General features: G+C 38.6%; 9 protein-coding genes. 6 read left to right on the top strand and 3 right to left on the bottom strand.

Going from position 1 to position 20,586, the window contains the following annotated elements; all coding sequences use genetic code 11:
- A partial coding sequence (locus HYU69_02700) for a hypothetical protein (GenBank protein ID MBI2269247.1) occupies positions 1-1,325 on the top strand: 1,325 nt, incomplete at its 5' end.
- A 68-nt stretch (positions 1,326-1,393) separates the two neighbouring features.
- Here the strand turns inward: HYU69_02700 and HYU69_02695 are convergent.
- The gene (locus HYU69_02695; protein ID MBI2269246.1) at positions 1,394-2,911 is read right to left on the bottom strand and encodes a hypothetical protein; all 1,518 of its coding nucleotides are present in this window, start codon (positions 2,909-2,911) and stop codon (positions 1,394-1,396) included.
- A 216-nt stretch (positions 2,912-3,127) separates the two neighbouring features.
- Here HYU69_02695 and HYU69_02690 point away from each other — a divergent pair, with 216 nt between their 5' ends.
- Positions 3,128-7,795: an SBBP repeat-containing protein gene (locus HYU69_02690; protein MBI2269245.1), complete on the top strand. Its 4,668-nt coding sequence runs from the start codon at positions 3,128-3,130 to the stop codon at positions 7,793-7,795.
- Positions 7,796-7,870: 75 nt separating this feature from the next.
- Here the strand turns inward: HYU69_02690 and HYU69_02685 are convergent, their stop codons facing one another.
- On the bottom strand, positions 7,871-9,403 hold the full coding sequence (locus HYU69_02685) for a hypothetical protein (protein MBI2269244.1): 1,533 nt from the start codon (positions 9,401-9,403) through the stop codon (positions 7,871-7,873).
- Between the two features lie 277 nt (positions 9,404-9,680).
- Between HYU69_02685 and HYU69_02680 the strand changes: the two genes are divergently transcribed.
- From HYU69_02680 to HYU69_02665, 4 genes are all read left to right on the top strand, one after another.
- Positions 9,681-12,203, top strand: a complete 2,523-nt coding sequence (locus tag HYU69_02680) for a T9SS type A sorting domain-containing protein (GenBank protein MBI2269243.1) — start codon at positions 9,681-9,683, stop codon at positions 12,201-12,203.
- An 11-nt stretch (positions 12,204-12,214) separates the two neighbouring features.
- The gene (locus tag HYU69_02675; GenBank protein MBI2269242.1) at positions 12,215-14,077 is read left to right on the top strand and encodes a T9SS type A sorting domain-containing protein; all 1,863 of its coding nucleotides are present in this window, start codon (positions 12,215-12,217) and stop codon (positions 14,075-14,077) included.
- Between the two features lie 52 nt (positions 14,078-14,129).
- Positions 14,130-15,188: a T9SS type A sorting domain-containing protein gene (locus HYU69_02670; protein MBI2269241.1), complete on the top strand. Its 1,059-nt coding sequence runs from the start codon at positions 14,130-14,132 to the stop codon at positions 15,186-15,188.
- 272 nt (positions 15,189-15,460) lie between these two features.
- Positions 15,461-18,811: a SprB repeat-containing protein gene (locus HYU69_02665; GenBank protein ID MBI2269240.1), complete on the top strand. Its 3,351-nt coding sequence runs from the start codon at positions 15,461-15,463 to the stop codon at positions 18,809-18,811.
- 47 nt (positions 18,812-18,858) lie between these two features.
- Here HYU69_02665 and HYU69_02660 read toward each other — a convergent pair whose 3' ends face one another.
- Entirely contained in the window at positions 18,859-20,421 is a 1,563-nt protein-coding gene (locus HYU69_02660; protein MBI2269239.1) for a hypothetical protein, read from the bottom strand.
- Between the last annotated feature and the right edge of the window lie 165 nt (positions 20,422-20,586).

The raw sequence follows: 20,586 nt of genomic DNA, 5'->3' as shown, positions 1-20,586 counted from the left end.
AGGGCTCGGCTAAGGTAAATGTCGTAACCATGACAGGTACCACACCTTTTACTTATAGTTGGAATCCGGGGGGCCTTAATACTCAAAATATTTCCGGCCTAAATGCGGGTATCTATACTGTAACAGTTACAGATAATGCAGGCTGTATAGGCACAGCCACCGTAAATATAGCCAGCAGTGCGAGCCCGACATTCAATATCATTGGCACTCATATCACGTGCACACAAAGCGGAAATGCGTATGTTTCAAATGTTAGTGGTGCTGCGCCTTATACATACCTATGGAGTACAGGTCAACCGAGCTCAAATATTTCTTGTCCTGTTTCCGGAATTTATACAGTAACAGTAACCGATGCCGGTGGCTGCACAGGTACCTCAACAGTAAATATTACCGGGACAAGCCCAGCATCCGCGACTTTTACTTACCCTTCACCTATTTGTGTCGGACAAAAAATAACCTTTGTAAATACAGGCACTACGGGTACCTATAGTTGGAACATTTCTGCACCTGCAAGTGTCAGCGGTACATCTCCGGATTTTTCCTACACATTTTTAACTGCAGGAACATATAGTGTTTTTCATAGCGTAGTAACTGCAGGGTGTTCTAACATCGTACTATACCTGATACAAGTAATAAATTGTGCTACCGGTCCAGCGGTCACTGCTACGGGCAGTTCTGTCTGCCCGGGTTCATGCGCAACGGTAACATCAACCGGCGCAGGCGGTACCAGTCCCTATACTTATTCATGGAGTAACGGCAGCACAACACAAAACATTAATCCTTGTCCCGTTACAACTACTACTTATACTGTTACAATAAGAGATGCAGGTGGAACTACAGCTACCACCACAGCTACGGTTAATGTTAATCCTGCGGTTTCGGTTACTGTTACTTCAACAAACATAACCTGTAATGGCGGTACAAATGGTTCAGCCACCGCAACAGGAAACAGCGGTACAACTCCGTTCACCTATAACTGGAGTAATGTGGTTCCGGGTTCCGGGTTCCAGGTTTCGGGTTTAAGTGCAGGCACCTATTTGGTTACTGTAACAGATAACAAAGGTTGTACAGGAAGTTCATCTGTTACAATAGCTGCTCCACCCTCCTTGTCCGGACAATTTACAAAAGGCACAGCCAATTGCGCAGGCTGTGGCTGTAAAGAATGGTTAATGGTTACTGCAAACGGTGGTACAAGCCCTTACTCCTACTCCTGGCCCGACGGATATGTGAACAGGTATAAAAACCAGCTTTGCCCGGGATCTTATCTTATAAATATTAAAGACAAAAACGGATGTAGTGTGAATGTGAATTTGAGTACGCCGTGATTTAGTTGTTGGTTGTCAGTTGTTGGTAAACGATTACTGATTACCGTTCACCGATTACTGATTACCGACTACATAGTCTTCTCCTGCAAAACCTCTGCAAATGGTCTGTCCAGGATCTTAGACTCTATCCAGGAATTAAAGTCAAAGTAATTCAGAAACTGTTGCTCAAGCGGATCTTTCACAATCTTATTCAACTTATCTTTCAATATATTTAACTCCTTTTTCATGCGATCTTTCTCTGAAAATTGATGAAGATTTTTTTTGAAGAATAAAATAATTTCACTTTCAAATTTAAAATGTCTTTCTTCTTTTACCAGGAATCGTTCAGCAGATCGCAACCTGTACTCCAACAGATCAACATTCTCTATTTCATAATGGATCAGCAGATCCATGATCCGCGCCAACGCATGAACATCTTTAACGATCGCATAATTTTCATGACTTTGGTTCAATATCCTGTTTAGCCACTTAAGCGCGTCTGTATATTTTGAAGCCATGAACAACAGTTGCACGATCGACATACATATAGTGATCTCGATGCCGGGCTCCCTGACTGCTTTTAACTGATCCAACCAACTTTCAATTTCAGGGATAAGCCTCATTCCTTCATTTAATTGCATAGTAACAAGGTAGTATTCCATCATTAATTCAAAAACTCTCAACTGCACGGCGTTAACAAATTCATGATTATTTGCATTGGGGTAATTATCAGCGATCAACCTAAGCTTGTCAATACACTCATAAAAATCGTTGAATTTTCTATTATCCAATTGACTTACCAGATAATTATTCAGGGCTGAACGATACGCGTTTGGATTTTGATTTATAAACGCCGGCTGATCTTCAAGGTATTTGACAAAACGTGCCGACATTTTGTATGCTGATCTCATATCACCGATCGTCCTGTAATAAAAAAATTGTGTGAGGAAGTAATATATCTTTGAGTAATTTGTAAAGGCTTTACGCTCATCTTTAAACAAAGGATTATTAACAGACTGCTTTATTTTTTTGATCTTATTCTGATCGCGCACCACCGTTCCCGTTTTTGCAATTGCTTCAGCTAAAGTGCCCAGCATCAGATGATATTGAGCCGCATTATTTATTTTCCTGATCACTTCCTCGTGCGTAGCATACATTGTCTTAACATCCGTATTGAAATAGTTCCACCTTAAACCTATTGCCTCTAACAGGTAGTTAAACTTCTCATGCAGTGTTGCCAATCGCTCCACTTTTAATAATTCCATTTCCGCTTGTCTCAACAGTTTTTTTTGAAGCAAAAAATTTATGTTTTGAAACATTACATTAAGTTGATTATCCACTGACCTGGCGACATTATATGCCCGCATACTTTTCAGAATAAGATTATTCAACCTGTTTTTTGTATCGGATAGCTGTTTATCTTTTTTCTTGCTCTTAAATTCTTTTAAGACTTCCTTTGCATCGTATTTTTGCTGCCTGTCAAGCAGGTCGAAAAGGGAGAGTAAACTATCATTCTCCCTGAACACCGAAGCCTGCAATTTAAAATATCTTTTTTCGGATGAAGAAAGAGATTTGACGAGGTTGAAAAGTTCACTATTCTTACTCATTATTCAATATTTATTGGGGTAACAGCAAACAAATTAAGTCAATCTGAAATATGCAAAATAAGTTTATAACTAATTGAAATACATTAATTTAAATAAATTTATGTATTTTAGAACAACAAGATAATAAAAAAAAAGTTTTGTTCATCCCTTTTAACTGATTTAACTTGCATTCTGACGAAAGAAAATGAACCGGGAATAACGAACACAAGCCTTAATATGAAAATAAAATATACATTTATTACTTCCCTGTTTATCGCATCCGCCCAGTATATTTCCGGCGGCAACAATAAATATACCGACAGCCAATTACCGGAATCACTTTTCGAAAAAAACAGGGGACAGTTTCTGTCGTCAGATGGAAAACCGGCAGATAATGTATTGTACAGGAGTAAAAACAACGGATTAGAAACATACCTCACCAGATCGGGCCTCAGTTACGTGTATCGTGAATTTGAATATGACACTCTTAATAATGACCCTCATTCGTTGATCCCCGGAAAAAAGGAGGAAAAAGACGATGATGACAAATTTTTAAAGGTAAAAGGAGAACATACATACAGAGTAAACCTTGTATTAGAGAATATGAATAAGGATATTCTCATAACTGAATCGGATAAAGATTTGTTTTACACAAATTATTATACAGCGGAACATCCGGAAGGCATCACGCATGTACCTCACTATAAACAGGTGCAGTACAGGGAAGTTTGGAAAAACATTGACTGGAGGGTAAAAAATTCCGACAATGGCCTTAAGCATGAATTTATCCTCAACGAAGGCGCGGACATAAAACAAGTGCGGTTTAAAATTGAAGGGGCGAAAAAAACAGAAATTAAAAATGGGAGGTTAATCATTCATACACCATACGGCACCATTGAAGAAAACGACCTGTATTGCTATGTTGAGCGGGATGGTCATCGGCAAAAGACAGATGCCCGTTACCTGATCGGCGAGAATGGATGTATTGGTTTCGATGTAAAATGGGATGGCAAAGGCACGCTTGTTATTGACCCAAGTGTGTTGTGGTCGACTTACCATGTAAGCAGGGGAACTTCAGGCGGAGATGGCGGATGCCAGATGACAACAGACAGGATTGGGAACATTTTTGTATCCGGGGGATCGTATACTACATCCGGATTTCCTGTTCTTAATCCGTTTGGCGGCGCTTACTTCCAGGGCGGTGTCGCCGGAACTGTTGATCTTTTTATTCTTAAATTCTCCACCGGGGGAGTTAAACAATGGGCTACTTTTTATGGTGGTACCGCTGACGACCAATCATGGTCGGTAAAAGCGGATAACCTTGGCAACATTCTTATTGCCGGCAGTTCAACCTCGACCAATTTCCCTACATCAAATGCGTATGATGCAACTGCCAATGGCAATAACGATGCCATCCTCATTAGTTTTACAGATACAGGAATAAGAAACTGGGCAACTTATCTGGGCGGAAGTACTATGGATATTGCAATCTCCATTACATCGGATGTTCAGGGAAACATTTATTCAACAGGCTTTACCAATTCTGTTAATTTTCCAATGATCAACCCGGGTGGAGCTTATATGCAGGCTTTTGGCGGTGGTGGAAATGCAGATGCCTTTGTTGTCAAATTAACCAGGAATGGAAATCCTTTATGGAGTACATACTTTGGCGGCAACCAAAATGACATTGGAAACGCTATAACAACAGATAAATTCGGAAATGTTTTCGTAACCGGATCTACTGACGGCAACATGCCTCTTGTGAACCCGGGAGGACCAGCCTTCTTTGACAATACGTTTAATGGTGGCAATAGCTGGAAAGTGGCAGACGCATTCATTATTAAGTTTAGTTCGACATTAAACCTGACCTGGTCAACTTATTATGGAGGTAACGGTGCAGGCGGTATGGGCGGAACAGACGAAGGATATTCTGTTGTAACAGACCAATGCGGAAATTTATTTGTACTGGGGTATACTGAATCATCTAATATACCTACATATAACCCTGGCGGAGGAGCTTATTACGATAACATCCATAACAATGGCCCGGCAGCATATATTTATCCGGATCTGTTCATCCTGAAATTTAATAACGCAGGAGTGCTTATGTGGGCAACTTACTATGGCGGTTCAGAATCTGATTATAATAACACCTGGGATGCGGACAATTCCCTGGCTATTGATAAAGAAGGTAGAATATATATCACCTTCGGCACCTATTCGCAAAATATTCCGGTAATTAATCCTGCTTCTCCTTATAGCTGCCCTCCCGCTACATGCGCATGTCAGTTGGAACGAGGCCATATTGCAGTATTTAACAATAATGGCACAGGCTTATGGTCTACATACATCGATCCGAGTACAACCAATATTAATTCCGAACAACCTAATTCAATAAGTGTGGATGGAACCGGCAATATTGCAGCGATGATTGGGTCCGAGTTAACAGGAGGATTTCAACTTGTCAACCCGGGAGGCGGAGCCTACATACAACCTCATACAGCAAGTGTTAACCGCGAAATGTATTTTATAAAATTTACACCTGTAACTCCCAATACAATTCCTGTAGCCGCTTTCACTGCATCACCTAAAAAAAATTGCGCGCCGCTTTCTGCCAGCTTCAATAATTCAAGTACAGGTTATGATAATTATACCTGGAATTTTGGCGATGGTGGTACAGCCACTACTTATAACGCTTCGCATCTTTATAATACACCCGGTACATACGTTGTAACACTTATCCTTGAAAAAATTTCAACATGTGTTAAAGACACCCTTAGAGATACCATAAAGGTACTTAGTTGCAACATAAACGGAATTCCAAAAAAAATGAACATCTGTACCGGAAACTGCCCCGTGATAACTGCCAGTACAAGCGGAAGCGCACCATATACCTATAGCTGGAACACAGGAGCTACCACGCAAACCATCAACCCTTGCCCATCCACCAATACTACCTACTTTGTAAAAGTAACCGATGCCTCAGGTACAACTCATACGGATACAACTTATGTGACCATTTCTCCCATCTTAAATATTATTACATCTGCAATATATCCAGCTTGCAGCGGAGTAAATAACGGCACCGCTTCCGTAACCGTAAACAATGGAACATCCCCCTACAGCTACAATTGGAGCAGCGGACAAGTTTCATCTTCTGTTTATAACATGGCCCCCGGCACTTATACTGTAACAGCAACCGATGCGAACGGATGTACGGGAACAAAAACGATAACCATCACTACATATCCGCCTTTTACGATCTCTATCGCCACAACTCCGAATACCTGTCCTCCCGGCGGAGCATTGGGTACAGGTACTGCAACACCAACAATAACGGGAGGAACAGGTACTTATGCTTACTCCTGGCTGCCACCTGTAAATTCGTTCAGCCGTTTAAATCCCAATCAAACGCAATTAAACAGCGGCGTATTTACAGTGAATGTTACAGATGGAGGAAGCGGCTGCTCACAAACTGCAACCGTTACAGTTGCACAGGGAGCTTTTCCAACAGCTACATTTACCATTTCTCCGGGCAAAGTAGTTTGTGTCGGAACAAACGTAACATTTACAAATACGGGTACAATGACAGGCGGTAGCTGGCAGGTAAGCGGACCTGCAAGCGGTTCCGGCACTACAACTAATTTCTCATTTACATTCAATATCCCGGGAACATATGTAATCTGGCACCAGGGAACACAGGGAAGTTGTAATCTGTTTGAGGATGATACTTTAGTTGTGGTTAATTGTACTTCCGGAGTTCCATCCCCTGCAACATTTGGAGGAGGTTGCGCTAACAGCGGAGATTGCAGTAAGAAAATAACCGCAAATGCAACAGGAGGAACGACTCCGTATACATATAGTTGGAGCACAGGTGCAACAACCGCTGCCATTTTTCCATGCGCGACAAGTGATGCCACATACACGGTTACAGTTAAAGATGCTGCGGGTGTTACAAACACAACAACTGCGGCTATTATCATTTCTCCGGGTGCCTCGTTTACACAATCTCCAACAGGAACCGTTTGCACGGGAACGCCTGTAAATTTTACGGGCATAACTACCGCCGGCGCCACCTACAACTGGAATATTGGCGCACCGGCCAATGTAAGCGGCACCACCGCAAATTTTTCAGCTTCCTTTTTATACGAAGGAACATATACAATCACTCATACTGTTGCAAGAGCAACGTGTAGTAATACAGCAACATCTACAGTAAAAGTGATCAACTGTACCGGCATTACGGTTACAGCCTCCGGCAATCCCGTTTGTTCGGGCTCCTGTGCCAATATAATATCCGGTATTTCGGGAGGAACAACTCCATATACCTATTCATGGAGCAATGGTGCTACAACACAAAATATAAGTCCGTGTCCTTTATCAAATACCACTTATACACTTACCATCAGAGATGCAGGAGGAACAACGGCCAGCACAACAGTTGTCATAAACATTAATCCGGCTCCTACAGCAAGTATAACTCCGACAAACATAACGTGTGCCGGAGGAACCGGATCGGCACTGGCAACCATAAGCGGCGGCAGCTCTCCTTTTAACTACATTTGGAGCAATGGACAAAACAGTCCAACAGCAACAGGCCTAACAGCCGGCAACTATACGTTAACAATAAGCGATAGCAAGGGCTGTACTAACACCGCCGCTACAACACTATCTTCGCCCACTCCATTAAGCGGACAATTCACTAAAGGTACATCCAGCTGTGCGGGATGTGGATGTAAAGAGTGGTTAATGGTAACAGCCGGAGGCGGCACGAGCCCCTACTCCTATTCCTGGCCCGATGGATATCTGAACAGATATAAGAATCGGCTGTGCCCGGGAACATACATCGTAAATATTAAGGATAAAAATGGGTGCAGTGTGAATCTGAATTTGAGCGCGCCGTGAGAGAATTGGTCATTAGTCATTGGTAATGGTATAAATTTCCTATTCGCTAATGACCAATGATCAAAACAACAACCCTCAACCATTAACTATCTTCGCCTTTTCAATAACAATTTTAACAAATGGACGGTTCTCAATTTTACTTTCAAGCCATGAAATAAAATCAAAATATTCAAACGCTGATTTTTCTACGGAATCATGTGAAAGGGACATCAGTTCTTCTTTCAAATCCTTAAACGCCGCTATTAATTCTTTTTTGCCATTCACCCTTGGTAACTTTTTTCCGATAAAATTTATAATGGCTTTTTCAAACTTGAAAAGGTTGCCTTTTTTCAGGAAATACCTCAGCGTTGAACGAATAAGAGATTCTAACAACTCCATATTATTCAGCTCATAATGCACTATAAGCAATAAGATTTTTGCAAATGAAAAAATATCACTCCTTTCATCAGTAGCTGTGTTAACAATAGCATTTAATTCAGAAAGGGCATTACGAAATGCATTAGTGCCAATAAAAAGATAAGCGCAATTATGATGAAGGATCAGTTGTTTGGATTTTGGCAAATTATTAAATATAAAATCCTTTTTCAGCAAGGAAATGTATTCCAACCCCTTCTGAAATTCACCTGTCTTAATATATAAACCGGAAGATAATGTATAATACGAGAGCAAGGTCACATGTAAATCTGTTTTATCCAACTGTTTTTTTAACATAATGGCATGATCAAGCTTTTTTAAATTTTTTTGTGCTTCCTCGAATTTATTTATTGATAACGTAAAAACAATTTTATTGTGAAGTGTATTGCAATAGGTGCTCAAATTGGATGATGTAATACCTTGTTTGTCTTCCATAAATTGAATAAACTGATCAAGGATTTGATTTGAAGAAACAAAATCACAAAGCGAAGCAAACAATACATTTTTTATTTGATAGTATTGTACTCTGGCTTTATCGGACATAATACCTGAGCCATCGCTCAAGAGTTTATGAGATAAAATAGTATTAACTTTTGTAGTTTCAGCCCTATTCAGAAAAATTTGCCGTTGAACAATCAGCAAAGCTGCTTGAAGTTTTAATTCTGTATATTCAAAAAGATTGTAGTTTTTTGTAAAACATTCCCGGATCCGGTCTTTATTTTTAAGCGCATTTTTTAATTCTAAAATATTCCTGTTTTTCTGAGCTAAAAGAGATTCCCAATAATATAGCTCTGTCATGACCGAAAAATTTTCCTCAACTTCAGCAATCTTATAGGCCTTTTTAACAAGCTTTAAACACTGGGAATAGAGTCCTTTTTTATATAAAATATGTATATGAATAACTGTACGATGAAGTATTATTTCTGCGTTACTTTCTTTGTGATGGATTTCCAGGCTTTCGAGTATAAGATTATATAAATAATTTTTGAGTTCGGAAAGGTGAGAAGAAGTTAAGCCCATTAACTTCCGTATATACTCCTCATTATATTCTCCCCGATTATTTATAGTCTCAAAAAGCTTTATATAAACAAGCTTTTTTTCATTCCTCTTAGTATAAAGGGTAAACGAAATTTTTTCCTGTTTGGTTAAAGATTTTATCAGGTCAAAAAGATTAGAGGAAGGGTTCTTGGGCATCTTAAATAAGGTTAATTTAAAACACTGATTATCTAAAAATAGACATATAGATTAATTCCAACAAATTAAAAATCAGCTTAAATTATTATAAAATAGGCATTATTCGCTAAGACCTTATCTTATTTTTTATAATATATGCCAAAAATTAAAGCTTGATATTCTAAAAATGAACAATACCTGGATTGCAATGCCTGTATTTTGAACATATATTTGATAAATGAGTAAACACAAGGCATTACAAAGAATCCGAACAAGAATAATAATTAGAAAGCGCCCCATGAAAAAAAACCTAAACCCAAACTATCCATTCGCAACGATTTTCATTATTACATTATTTGTTTTAATGAATAATCATACTGCTTTTGCTCAACTGAACACATGGGTAAAAATAACCAATAACCAGATTGGCAACTGGGGATATCCTGCTTTCACCTATTCTTCCGGTACAAAAGAATATGTACTCACATTGGGCACTCAAACTGAATCAGGAGTTAATTCTGTTTATAGTGTACAATCTTTCAAGCCTGGTTTCGGCAGATGGATCAATGCTCTTCCCCATGATTCACTATACGGAGTGTGGGCCGACAGCATTGGCTATACAAAAGGCAATGGTCAAATAGGAAAAAGTGTGTTTGGCACTAACTACTGGGCATTAAAAAATATTGAGGGCTACCTTCGGCCCAATCTTGGCGCATCGCTTACCACACGAAGCTATTCGCAGTTCTGTTATAATACCACTGATGGCAAGATATATTTTTATATTAATAATTCCACCTTCACTTATGACCCTGCTAAACGTATCTGGGATACGATCTCTGTAAATACGCATCCCAATACCGGGAACGCAGCACGCTTTCTAAAAAACGCATCATTATGTTACGACAGGTATAATAAGGAGATCGTTCTCTTTGGAGGAGTAGGACCTGACAAATTAAATGGATCTCCGGGAACCTGGACATTTAATCCAGCAACAAAGTCATGGAAAAAGCTCAATCTTGCAGTTGAACCTCCTCCTCGTATTAATTCCCCTATGGTTTATGATCCCGACAATAAGGTTATTATAATGTTTGGCGGTGATCATTGTGATCAATTAACAAATGAAACCTGGGTTTATAATTGTGTTACACGTACCTGGACAAAAAAGAACCCGCCTATACGTCCGACACCCCGTGCAGGTCATGCTCTCTTATATATGCCTAAAAGTCATAAGGTAGTGATGGTAGGTGGATATAATTTCACAACAGGTACAATACCTGAAATATGGACTTACAATGCAAACACAAATATATGGGCTCTTGTAAAGCGATTGGGTACGACTGAAATTATACCTACCTACCCCCTAGCTAATCCCACTATGAGCGGATTGTGTGCAGTAAATTCGGGAGATACACTTATCGCTCTTGCTGATTCTGTAAAAATAAGTAATAGTATTTACGCATATCATACTTATAGAATGGCGTGTAACCCTACAATCATTGATGCATCGGGTACCACTATATATGGTGTATCCTCAGATCTTGTTCTTACTCGTGGAGGCTCTACTGAACCATCCTGGTATACAAATGGAGTTCCTGCGCCGGATAAAACCGCTAACGAAAATTTTCTTGTCAGTTTGCCTTTGAATACATGGACGAAACTTAGTCCCCCTAAAATTCCTGACGGAGACCGTGCCTGGGGCACAACCATACTGGATACTGATCGGGATATTATAATTAAATTTTCCGGTGGACATTCAGGATATTGCGGAAACGATGTTACCCAGTATTCAATACCAAACAACCGCTATACTATCGGGTATCGGCCTGAATTTTATATAGAATACAATGCATTTGAGAATCCCAGTCCCGGGCCTTTCTCATTTGGAGGGAGGCCTTTTATGCCCACGCATACTGTTAAGGCGTATGCTTATGATGTGAAAATCCGCAAAATAGTTTATGTTCAAGGAACTCATACTTACCTCTATGATCCTGATAGAACGGATTGGATCAAAAACATACACATTCATGGCCCTTCCGGTGGTTATGGAGGCGGATATAATGCAGGGCTTTGTTCAACCCCAAAAGGTGTTTATGGGCAGTTCAACAATAGTAGCTATCTTTTTTCAGGCGATAGTCTGAAATGGAAACAACTGCCACAAACGGGAATACTGCCTCTTTTTTATGCTGATCAAAGCGGCGTTGTTTATGATTCTAAACGTGATCGCATTATAGCTGTAAAGGGAAAAACTTCTGAGATAGCACAAATCTATGAATATGTTTTCTCCAGTGGCAAGGTAACCAGACTTTACCCTTCGGATTCCACACTGGCAACGGGTAGCGACCTCTACCGCGAGTCGGTTTATATACCTGATCTTGATATTATTCTTTATCAAATTCAAAAACCTGGAGGTAACCTGGCATACGATTGCGCAAAAAACAAATGGATCAGCACCGGTCTTATGTATGACCCCAAGCGAAAAATTATCTGGCATTCCGGTGGAAGAAGTGAAATACATGCAACCCGGTTGGGAAATATTATTATAACAACCGAAGAAAATTCAATTGATCTCCGGTCATTAGCCGTTTCACCTAATCCATTTAATTCAGTTACAACTATTCATATGCCATCATCGATCAATTACAAAAACGCAACACTCCAGGTATTTGACATTCAAGGAAAACTCGTTGCGGATTTAACTTCTTCATTGAAGGATGCCCAGGTTCAATTTAAGGCGGAGAACCTGGATGATGGATTATATATTGTTCGGTTAATTACGGAAGAAAAAATTTACACTGCAAAAATTAATTATTTAAACTATTAATCTCCAAACATATGAAAGCGACACTTCTAAAAAACAGCATAGCAATGCTATTTATAGTCACGATAATGACTATAACATTAAAAGTAAGTGGACAACACTATAAAAGCTGGGATGGAGGAAGCGGACCCACAAAAAATTTCTGGAGTGTAAAACTCGAACTCCCCTGGGTTAACCCGGTAACAGGCGATTGGATGGATGCGAAACAAACACCTCAAGGTACAATACCATATACCTCAACAACAGTTTCAGCCACCGGTCGGGTGAATTTTAAAGTTGATACGCTTGTAGCGCGATGGCTCACTAATGGCTTAAACAGGGGATTTTATCTGCAATCTAAAATGATCAATACTACTATTTTTGATGGAAGAACCTGCAGCACTGTTGCAAATCGTCCCAAACTAACAATTAAAACTGAAAAAGGAACTTTTAATCCTCCCTGTTCCGCCAATGCAAATTGGTCAACAGCTTCTGCCGTTTATGATACCAGAGATAAATTTAGTGTATCAAGAGACTCCTGGTTTGCCATTGTTCAATTTGATTTATCAGGTGTTCAGGGGACCAAAGTAACAAGCGCTATATTAACATTAAACTGTACACTTTTAAAAACTGCAGGAGTGATCAATATAATGGAAGCCAATCCTCCCGCTTATAAGGATGGAGGAGATGGAAAAATCCCAATAATGGGAATCGCTCAAAAATATCCTTTGGACAAAAATATTAACCAAGATGCTAATGTTGTATTTGCTGCGGACTTTTCAGATTTAAGTAAAAGCGTTTGGAATTCAGGTGGTCCTAGTGGTAACTATTCACAGGTATATGATCCTGTCACTCAATCAACTTACTATCGTGGTGATTTTCCGGTGGGATCATTATCCAGTTGCTCGTACGAACGCAATGTGATCAGGGGAAAAGCTGATGGAACTCCTGATAAGGTAGAAACAGAACTTTACGCAAGGTATTATGTTTACCTGGAGAAGAACTGGGGATCTACTGTTGATGCTAATAAAATGCCGGGATTTGATCTTCGCATGGGTTGGTGGAACCCTGCACAGGGAGGATATTGGCAAGCCACTACCGGAAATGGAGGAAGTCCGGGTACCGGTTTAAAAAAATGGAAAAATAATCGTTGGGAATATCAGGGATGCTCAGAACGTGGCCATGGAGGAAAAAAATTTGGTGACGGAAATCCATATGATGATTTGTTCTGGGTAGGTGGATACATGTATCACCTGGATCAGGTGGGACCTTTTGGAGAAGGTATAAAATGGAATGGAACTGTTCTGAGTAAAGAGAAATGGTATTGTATTGAGCATTATATAAAAGTAAATTCTATCAGCGGTCCATATGATACCTTAGGAAATGGTACAGCCAACTTCGATGGGGTTTATAAAGTTTGGGTGGATGGAGTTTTAACTTATGAAAGAAATAATTTCCGCTGGAGACGCCATCCTGAAATGGGTATTCAGGGTTTCTGGCTCAATTGGTATCATGGAGGTGTAGATCCTGTTGAGGTAAATATGAATTACAGAATGAACGCTGTAGTTATTGCAAGGAAATATATTGGACCCAGACGGGGTATCAACACACGCATTGATGAGTTAGTGGCAAATGAAAATTCATTTCATATTTATCCTAACCCGGCTCAAAATGAAGTCAATATCAAATTCGAAATGCCGGAAGCCGCAAATCTAACTATTAAACTTTTTAATGTTTTAGGACAGGAAGCTGAATCGATTGCTGAACAAGAAAATTATCCGGCAGGTGAACATATTGTTCATCTTAATACAGGTAATCTTTCTAATGGATTATACTTTATAAAACTTATTGATGATAACAATAAAATACAAAATGGAAAAATAGTAATTGAGAGATAATTGAATACCAACTCTTAATAGTTAAACAAACTATAAACAAAAATCAAAAAATATGAAAGCAAAAAAAATTCTCATCCTTAATTTCTTTCTTATAACGCAAAATCTAATTTATGGACAATGCACGGGGTGTACCAGCACCATAACTTCTAATACATCAACGGGTATAATTGTAAGTTCAGGACAAACTGTTTGCATTGCACCTTCCATTGTTATTAATGGTGGAATAATTATAAATTCCGGTGGTACATTATGCAATGAGGGTATAATTAATAGCGGTATTGAGATACAGGGAGGGGGAGAATTAAATAACTATGGCGAGATTGATGCTTCTGGTATAGAAAACCGGGGAATCTTCAATAATTATAAATCTGTTAATGGTCTAAATGTTTTCAATATGGATACCTTAAATAATTGGGGACAAATAAACATCAAGGGATTTTCTGTAATAACTAATGGATATTTGAACAATACCTCTTCAGGAAAAATACTGGTTCGCGGTGGTTTTAGTCTGGGAGATACATTGTACCCCGGTAAAGTTGATAATTATGGATGCATGGAGGTTGAAGATGGATTTTCCATTTTCCACACGAATTCGGTTTTTTATACTGAAACGATGATAACAGTAGGAGGCGGCTGGTCAAATAGTGGAACTGTAAATGGCTCAACCGTTTCATGCGGAGGATTTAAAGTCGCACAAGGAACATCAAATCTTGGGATTTATGGAGTTACCGGTAAGCTGGATATGTGCGATACAGGTAACCCCACATCCGGATTTGATTCGCAAAGCGGAACCGTAGGAACAAATGTCACTTATTGTTTCTGTCAAAACTATTGTGCCATTTCAGGAATAAATAATTCAGATCAATACCAAAATCAAATTAGTCTTTATCCTAATCCTGCTGGTGAATTCATCTCCATTCAATTTGATAAGGTTATAACAGAAAATGGAAGTATAGAAATAATAAATATTCTGGGACAAAATGTATATACAGAAAAACTGCCAAAAGGGACCAAAACGGAGATTAACATTGAATCAATACCAGCTGGAGTTTATTTTATAAAATTTAATACCAATGATAAAAACCAGGCACAAAAATTTATAAAAGAATAGTAAAAAATGAGTGCTTGTAATTTAATGTTTGTCTAATAAAGAAATGATGATAAATGTCTTATTGAAACATTTGATTGTTTAAACGAGGCATCTATAGTCACTTTTTGAACAGCTTCCAGGTTTTCATCATAGACTATTTGATTTGCTATTCTAAGAAACCCGTAATAATTGGATTGACATCTGTTTCTTTTAAAAAAGACATTTACTACTATACAATTTAACTCAGCTATACCACAGGATGTTATTGACAGGATAATTAAAATTAAAAAAAGATGGCGAAATTATACAATGTAACAAAAAAGATAAATAGCCAGTTCGGTTCGGCTATTTCAGGAATTGAAAAGAAAATTGAATCTTGGCTCCTTCTTTTTTCGCTGCTGTTTTTTTCTTCTTTTAATTGCTTAATGGCACAGTCGGAAGAAGCTTCTTCTGTCAATGCCTATGTTAGCATAAAACAAAACAGAACAACTGATAATGTTAATTTATCAGAACTGGAACAGCAAAATCGCCAGCTCCCGGTTGGTTTTATTGAAAACAAGGGCCAGCTTTTGAATAGTAAAGGAGAAATAGCAAATAATGTTTTATACAGTTTAACCTTTAAAGGGTTAAATATTTTTATAACAAACACAGGACTCAGATATGCATTTACGAAAAGAGAGGAAAAAGAAGAGGAAGATATATGCAACAATGCTATTCAACTCCCGGGTGATAGAAAAAAGCGAAGAATGGAAATTAGTATAATAGATATGGAACTTGAAGGAGCCTCCATTAGTAAGGATAAAATTGTTAAGGGTGCTCTCATTGAAACGGGCAGAATAGATTATTATACCGGTTATTTTCCACAAGGCATTTTCGATGTAAAGACTTATGAAAAAATTACATTCACAAATATATATCCCGGAATAGATTGGGTGTTATATATAAAACAACATTCAAATGAGAGTCCGCCTTTGATTAAACAGGATTTTATTGTCCGGCCTGGAGCAGATCCGAAAATGATAAGACTTCTTTATAAAGGAAATGGGAAATTGAAGTCGGGAAATGGAAGATTTATAAATATAGTTACTCCACTTGGTAATCTGAATGAAGGAGAGCTGATATGTTATGAAGAGGAAAAGAAAACAATAATCTCTTCAAAATATGAAATAAAAACCAGAGAAGGAGATTCACAAGAGAATTTTTCAAAGGAAATTTTATTTGATTTAGGATCGTATGACTTGAAGCAAAATCTTGTTATTGATCCCGCACTGGACTGGTTGACCCTTTATACTGGTAATGATTTAGATGGTTTTAATGGAATATCGACTGATAGCAATGGCAATATTATTGTCTGCGGTTATACAGCATCTCTTGATTACCCTCTTCTTGATATGGGTGGTGGGGCTTATTATAAAAATACATTTGGAGGAAGAGCGCATGATATAACTATTTTAAAATTCAGTAATACCGGGCAAAGATTATGGGCGACTTTTTATGGCGGAATTGATGCGAAAACGGAATGGGCAGAAGATATTGAAATTGACAGCAAGGGAAATATATTTATTATTGGAACCACCGAGTGTAATGACTTTCCTACACAATCAGCGGGTGGGATTTCTTATTTTGAGCCATCTTACACAGGGAGGGGATTTGTATTGAAATTTTCTAGTGCCGGCATCAGACAATGGGGAACCTATCTGAAAGGAACATACTATGCATATTCTGGTCATATCGACAAAATGGATAATTTATATATTGTTGGCTTAACAGTAACAGGGTCTTTATCTTTTTTAAATGGAACATTGCCTCTATTAGGAATAAATGCTGGTTCCTACTTACAGACTGATAAAGGAAATGATGCTTTTATTATGAAATTTGATTCCTCATTGCAACTTAAATGGTCAACTTATTTCGGTGGAACCGAAGTTGAAAGGGCTCAAAGTGTAATTACCAATAGCAATGGATATGTTTTTGTTTCAGGTTTTACCCGGTCATCCGATATGCCAATAAAAAATAAACTTGGAGCTTACAACCAATCTGTAAAAACTTCAAACACATTTTTAGCGGCATGTTATTTAACCGAATTTTCTACAACCGGCCAGTTGCTATGGAGCACTTACCTGGGAGGAACAGGAAATAGCTGGGCAGATGTATTAGCTATGAATAGTTCGGATCATCTTTTTGTTGTTGGAACCACTAGCAATGGTTTTCCATTAGTTAATCCGGGTGGAGGAGCATATTTTGATAACATTATTGGTTCAGCAGGTGGGGATGATATATTTATATCTGAATTTGATCCCACCGGTGCACAAGTATGGGCAACATTTTTTGGGGGGTCTGGAGGCGATGGCAGAGGCACTGGTCTCATGGGAGCAGTCATTGATAACTGTGATAATTTGTATATTACTGGTAGAGGATGTACAACTGGCTTTCCGTATAAAGATGCCGGCTGTGGTTCGTTTTATGCAAACGATAAGAGTGGAAGTAATTGCCAAGTGCCGTTTATAGCTTGGTTTAATGTCAACAGGGTATTTAATTGGTGCGTTTCATTAAAAGGGTATGGATGGGGAGAAGATCTGGCTGTTGACCAGAACAGGAATCTTTTTATTATAGGAGAATATCAGCTACCTGGAGGAGTAGTAAAAGATCCGGGCGGCGGCGCTTATTTTGATGGTGTATATCAAGGAGGAGGTACCGGAGATGACGCTTTTGTTGGTAAATTTTCACCTATTTTTCCTTCCTTCATTCAATCTCAAAACAATCCGTCTTGCTCTTGCAATGGTAGTGCAACAATAAATGTGAGTTGTGGTAATCCCAATTACAGCTATGTATGGAGTAATGGCAGCAGTACGATGAATGTTGCTAGCACCACCAATACAGTTACCGGTTTATGTGCAGGAACTTATACCGTAACCGCTTATATGAATTGTAATGATACTTTACAAGCCACTTATACAATGATAGCTGGTAGCGGAAGCGTAACACCTGGCATCAGTGGTATAACCACCATTTGCAATGGTAGTAATACAATACTTACAGCCAACGGAGGCGGTACGTATGTGTGGAGCACGGGAGCAACAACAACAGCAATAACAGTAAGCCCTACTAGCAACACTACTTACACTCTAACAGCAAACAATGGGGGGTGTACCGGATCAACTACAATAGTGGTTACTGTTAATCCTGCTGTTTCAGTTATAGTGACACCATCAAATATTACCTGCAATGGTGGAACAAACGGTTCAGCTACTGCAACAGGAAACAGCGGTACAGCTCCTTTCACCTATAATTGGAGCAATGTGGTTCCGGGTTCGGGGTTCCAGGTTTCAGGTTTAAGTGCAGGAATCTATTCGGTTACTGTAACAGATAACAAAGGTTGTACAGGAACTTCGTCTGTTACAATAGCTGCTCCACCCTCCTTGTCCGGACAATTTACAAAAGGCACAGCCAATTGCGCAGGCTGTAGCTGTAAAGAATGGTTAATGGTAACCGCCACCGGCGGAACAAACCCCTACTCCTACTCCTGGCCAGCCTCAGGCGGAATTGTTAACAGGTATAGAAACCAGTTATGTCCCGGATCGTATACTATAAATATTACTGACAAAAACGGGTGTAGTGTAAACATTAACCTCACCGCACCCTGATTTAACATGGTACTTTTCTGAGAAACTATTGTAAAAAAAATTGACAGTCAATTATCAGATTCTCCCGATCGTTCCTTCAGAATCCTGACAAACGGTTTGTTCTCCACCTTCGATCGGAGCCAGGAAAGGACATCTATTCCTAATAAATGATCGAAGTCTTCTTCGTCCTCAATTTTTCTGAAATCTTTTATCAAAGCCTTTACATGTTTAATAAATTCAAAATTGTTGCCTACCAATGGGATCACTTCTTCTATAAACCGTGTAATTGCATCTCCAATTTTGGCCATTCGTTTATCCTCCGGCCTTGACAATTTAAACTTCTTCATGAGCCCGGTCAGCAATTCATAATTACCCAATTCATAATGAATAAGAAAAAGTAGCGTATTTCCCCAAAAATCAATTGCCGAAATAGCATCTTTGCTTTGTGTTTGAGTGAAATCATTAACCCATCTCAGAGCCTTCCTGTACTGGCTTGTACAAAAAAATCCATAGGCGATATTGTATTGAATTGTTTTCAAATCATTATCCACAATCTTACCTTTATATTCCTGTTTCATTTGCACTATTTCAGGTACCAATCCTATAATTTTATTGAATTCAAAAGTTGCAGCATATATATTCATTTCCCGTATGTAAATGCGCGAATAAAACTCAACTTTTGTGGTAACTGATAATGTTTTACTAAGCCGTTCTATTTCAGACTTCATTTTACGAATGACCGATAATGCTTCATTATATTTTTTCATCATTCGCAAGGCATTATTATATACACTCAAATAAGTTAGGTAACGCCATGGATAAGCCTGGATCAAGCGGGATCGACCTTCCATAAACTCAATTTCCCTTTTTGAATAGAGAAACACAGCTTCCGAGTTTTTCGTTAGCACGGCATATTGCATGTGAATACCGCTCCAATAGAATCGGGCGAGTGAAGATGATGTGCGGTGTATCTCGTTTGAAACGGAACCGACTATTTTCTCAATTCGTTTTAACAAATCGGGTCTGTTGGCAATATCCACGTTTAACTTGGTAATATTATTCATTTGTTCAACCTTTATCCAGAGATTGTCAATCTCAGCGATTTGATCAAACACTGCTTTTTGTTCATCTATTGCCTTGGTAATTCTTGGCATGACTTGTTCCCGGTTCGGAAAATTTCCGATCAATCTTTTTTCCCAATATAACAATTCTGGTAATCCATAATAATTTTCCTGGTCATAGGCATTCCTTTTTGCTTTTTGTATTGTACTATCTGCCTCTTTGAATAATTTTTTAGTGTATAGTATCTTGATATGATTTATTTCTTCCTGAAGTTGATTGTCTTTGCGATCTGAAAAGTGAAAAGTCACCAGGCTTTTGATCATGAGTCGATACAGGTGGTACCTTGCAACGGAAATATTATTGCTTCCGCACCGCTCCATGAATAGTTTCTTCACCTGTTTGCGGCTGTATTCTTTTTGCTTGTCAAGAATATTAAAAAGAAGAACCGAATTGCTCTTTTTCCCATGATTTTGATTTATGAAAGCCGATTTCAGGAATCGCTTTTCGGCAAGATCGAGCGATTTGACAAGGCTAAAAATTGTATCATTAAATTTAATATATCTTCTCATAATAAATAAATATAATTTATTGTATATCAATTATATAATATATTAATATACAATAATTAGTTCTTATAAAAATAATATTATTAATTGAATGTCAATCAAGAATAGCATAAATTTATGTTCAGCAATAATTGCTTCTCATTATATTAACATAGCTCGCCTTTAATT

Source organism: Bacteroidota bacterium, from assembly GCA_016183775.1.
Taxonomy (GTDB): domain Bacteria; phylum Bacteroidota; class Bacteroidia; order JABDFU01; family JABDFU01; genus JABDFU01.
Note: the sequence above shows the minus strand (reverse complement) of the source record. Positions and strands in the feature narration are given on the sequence as shown.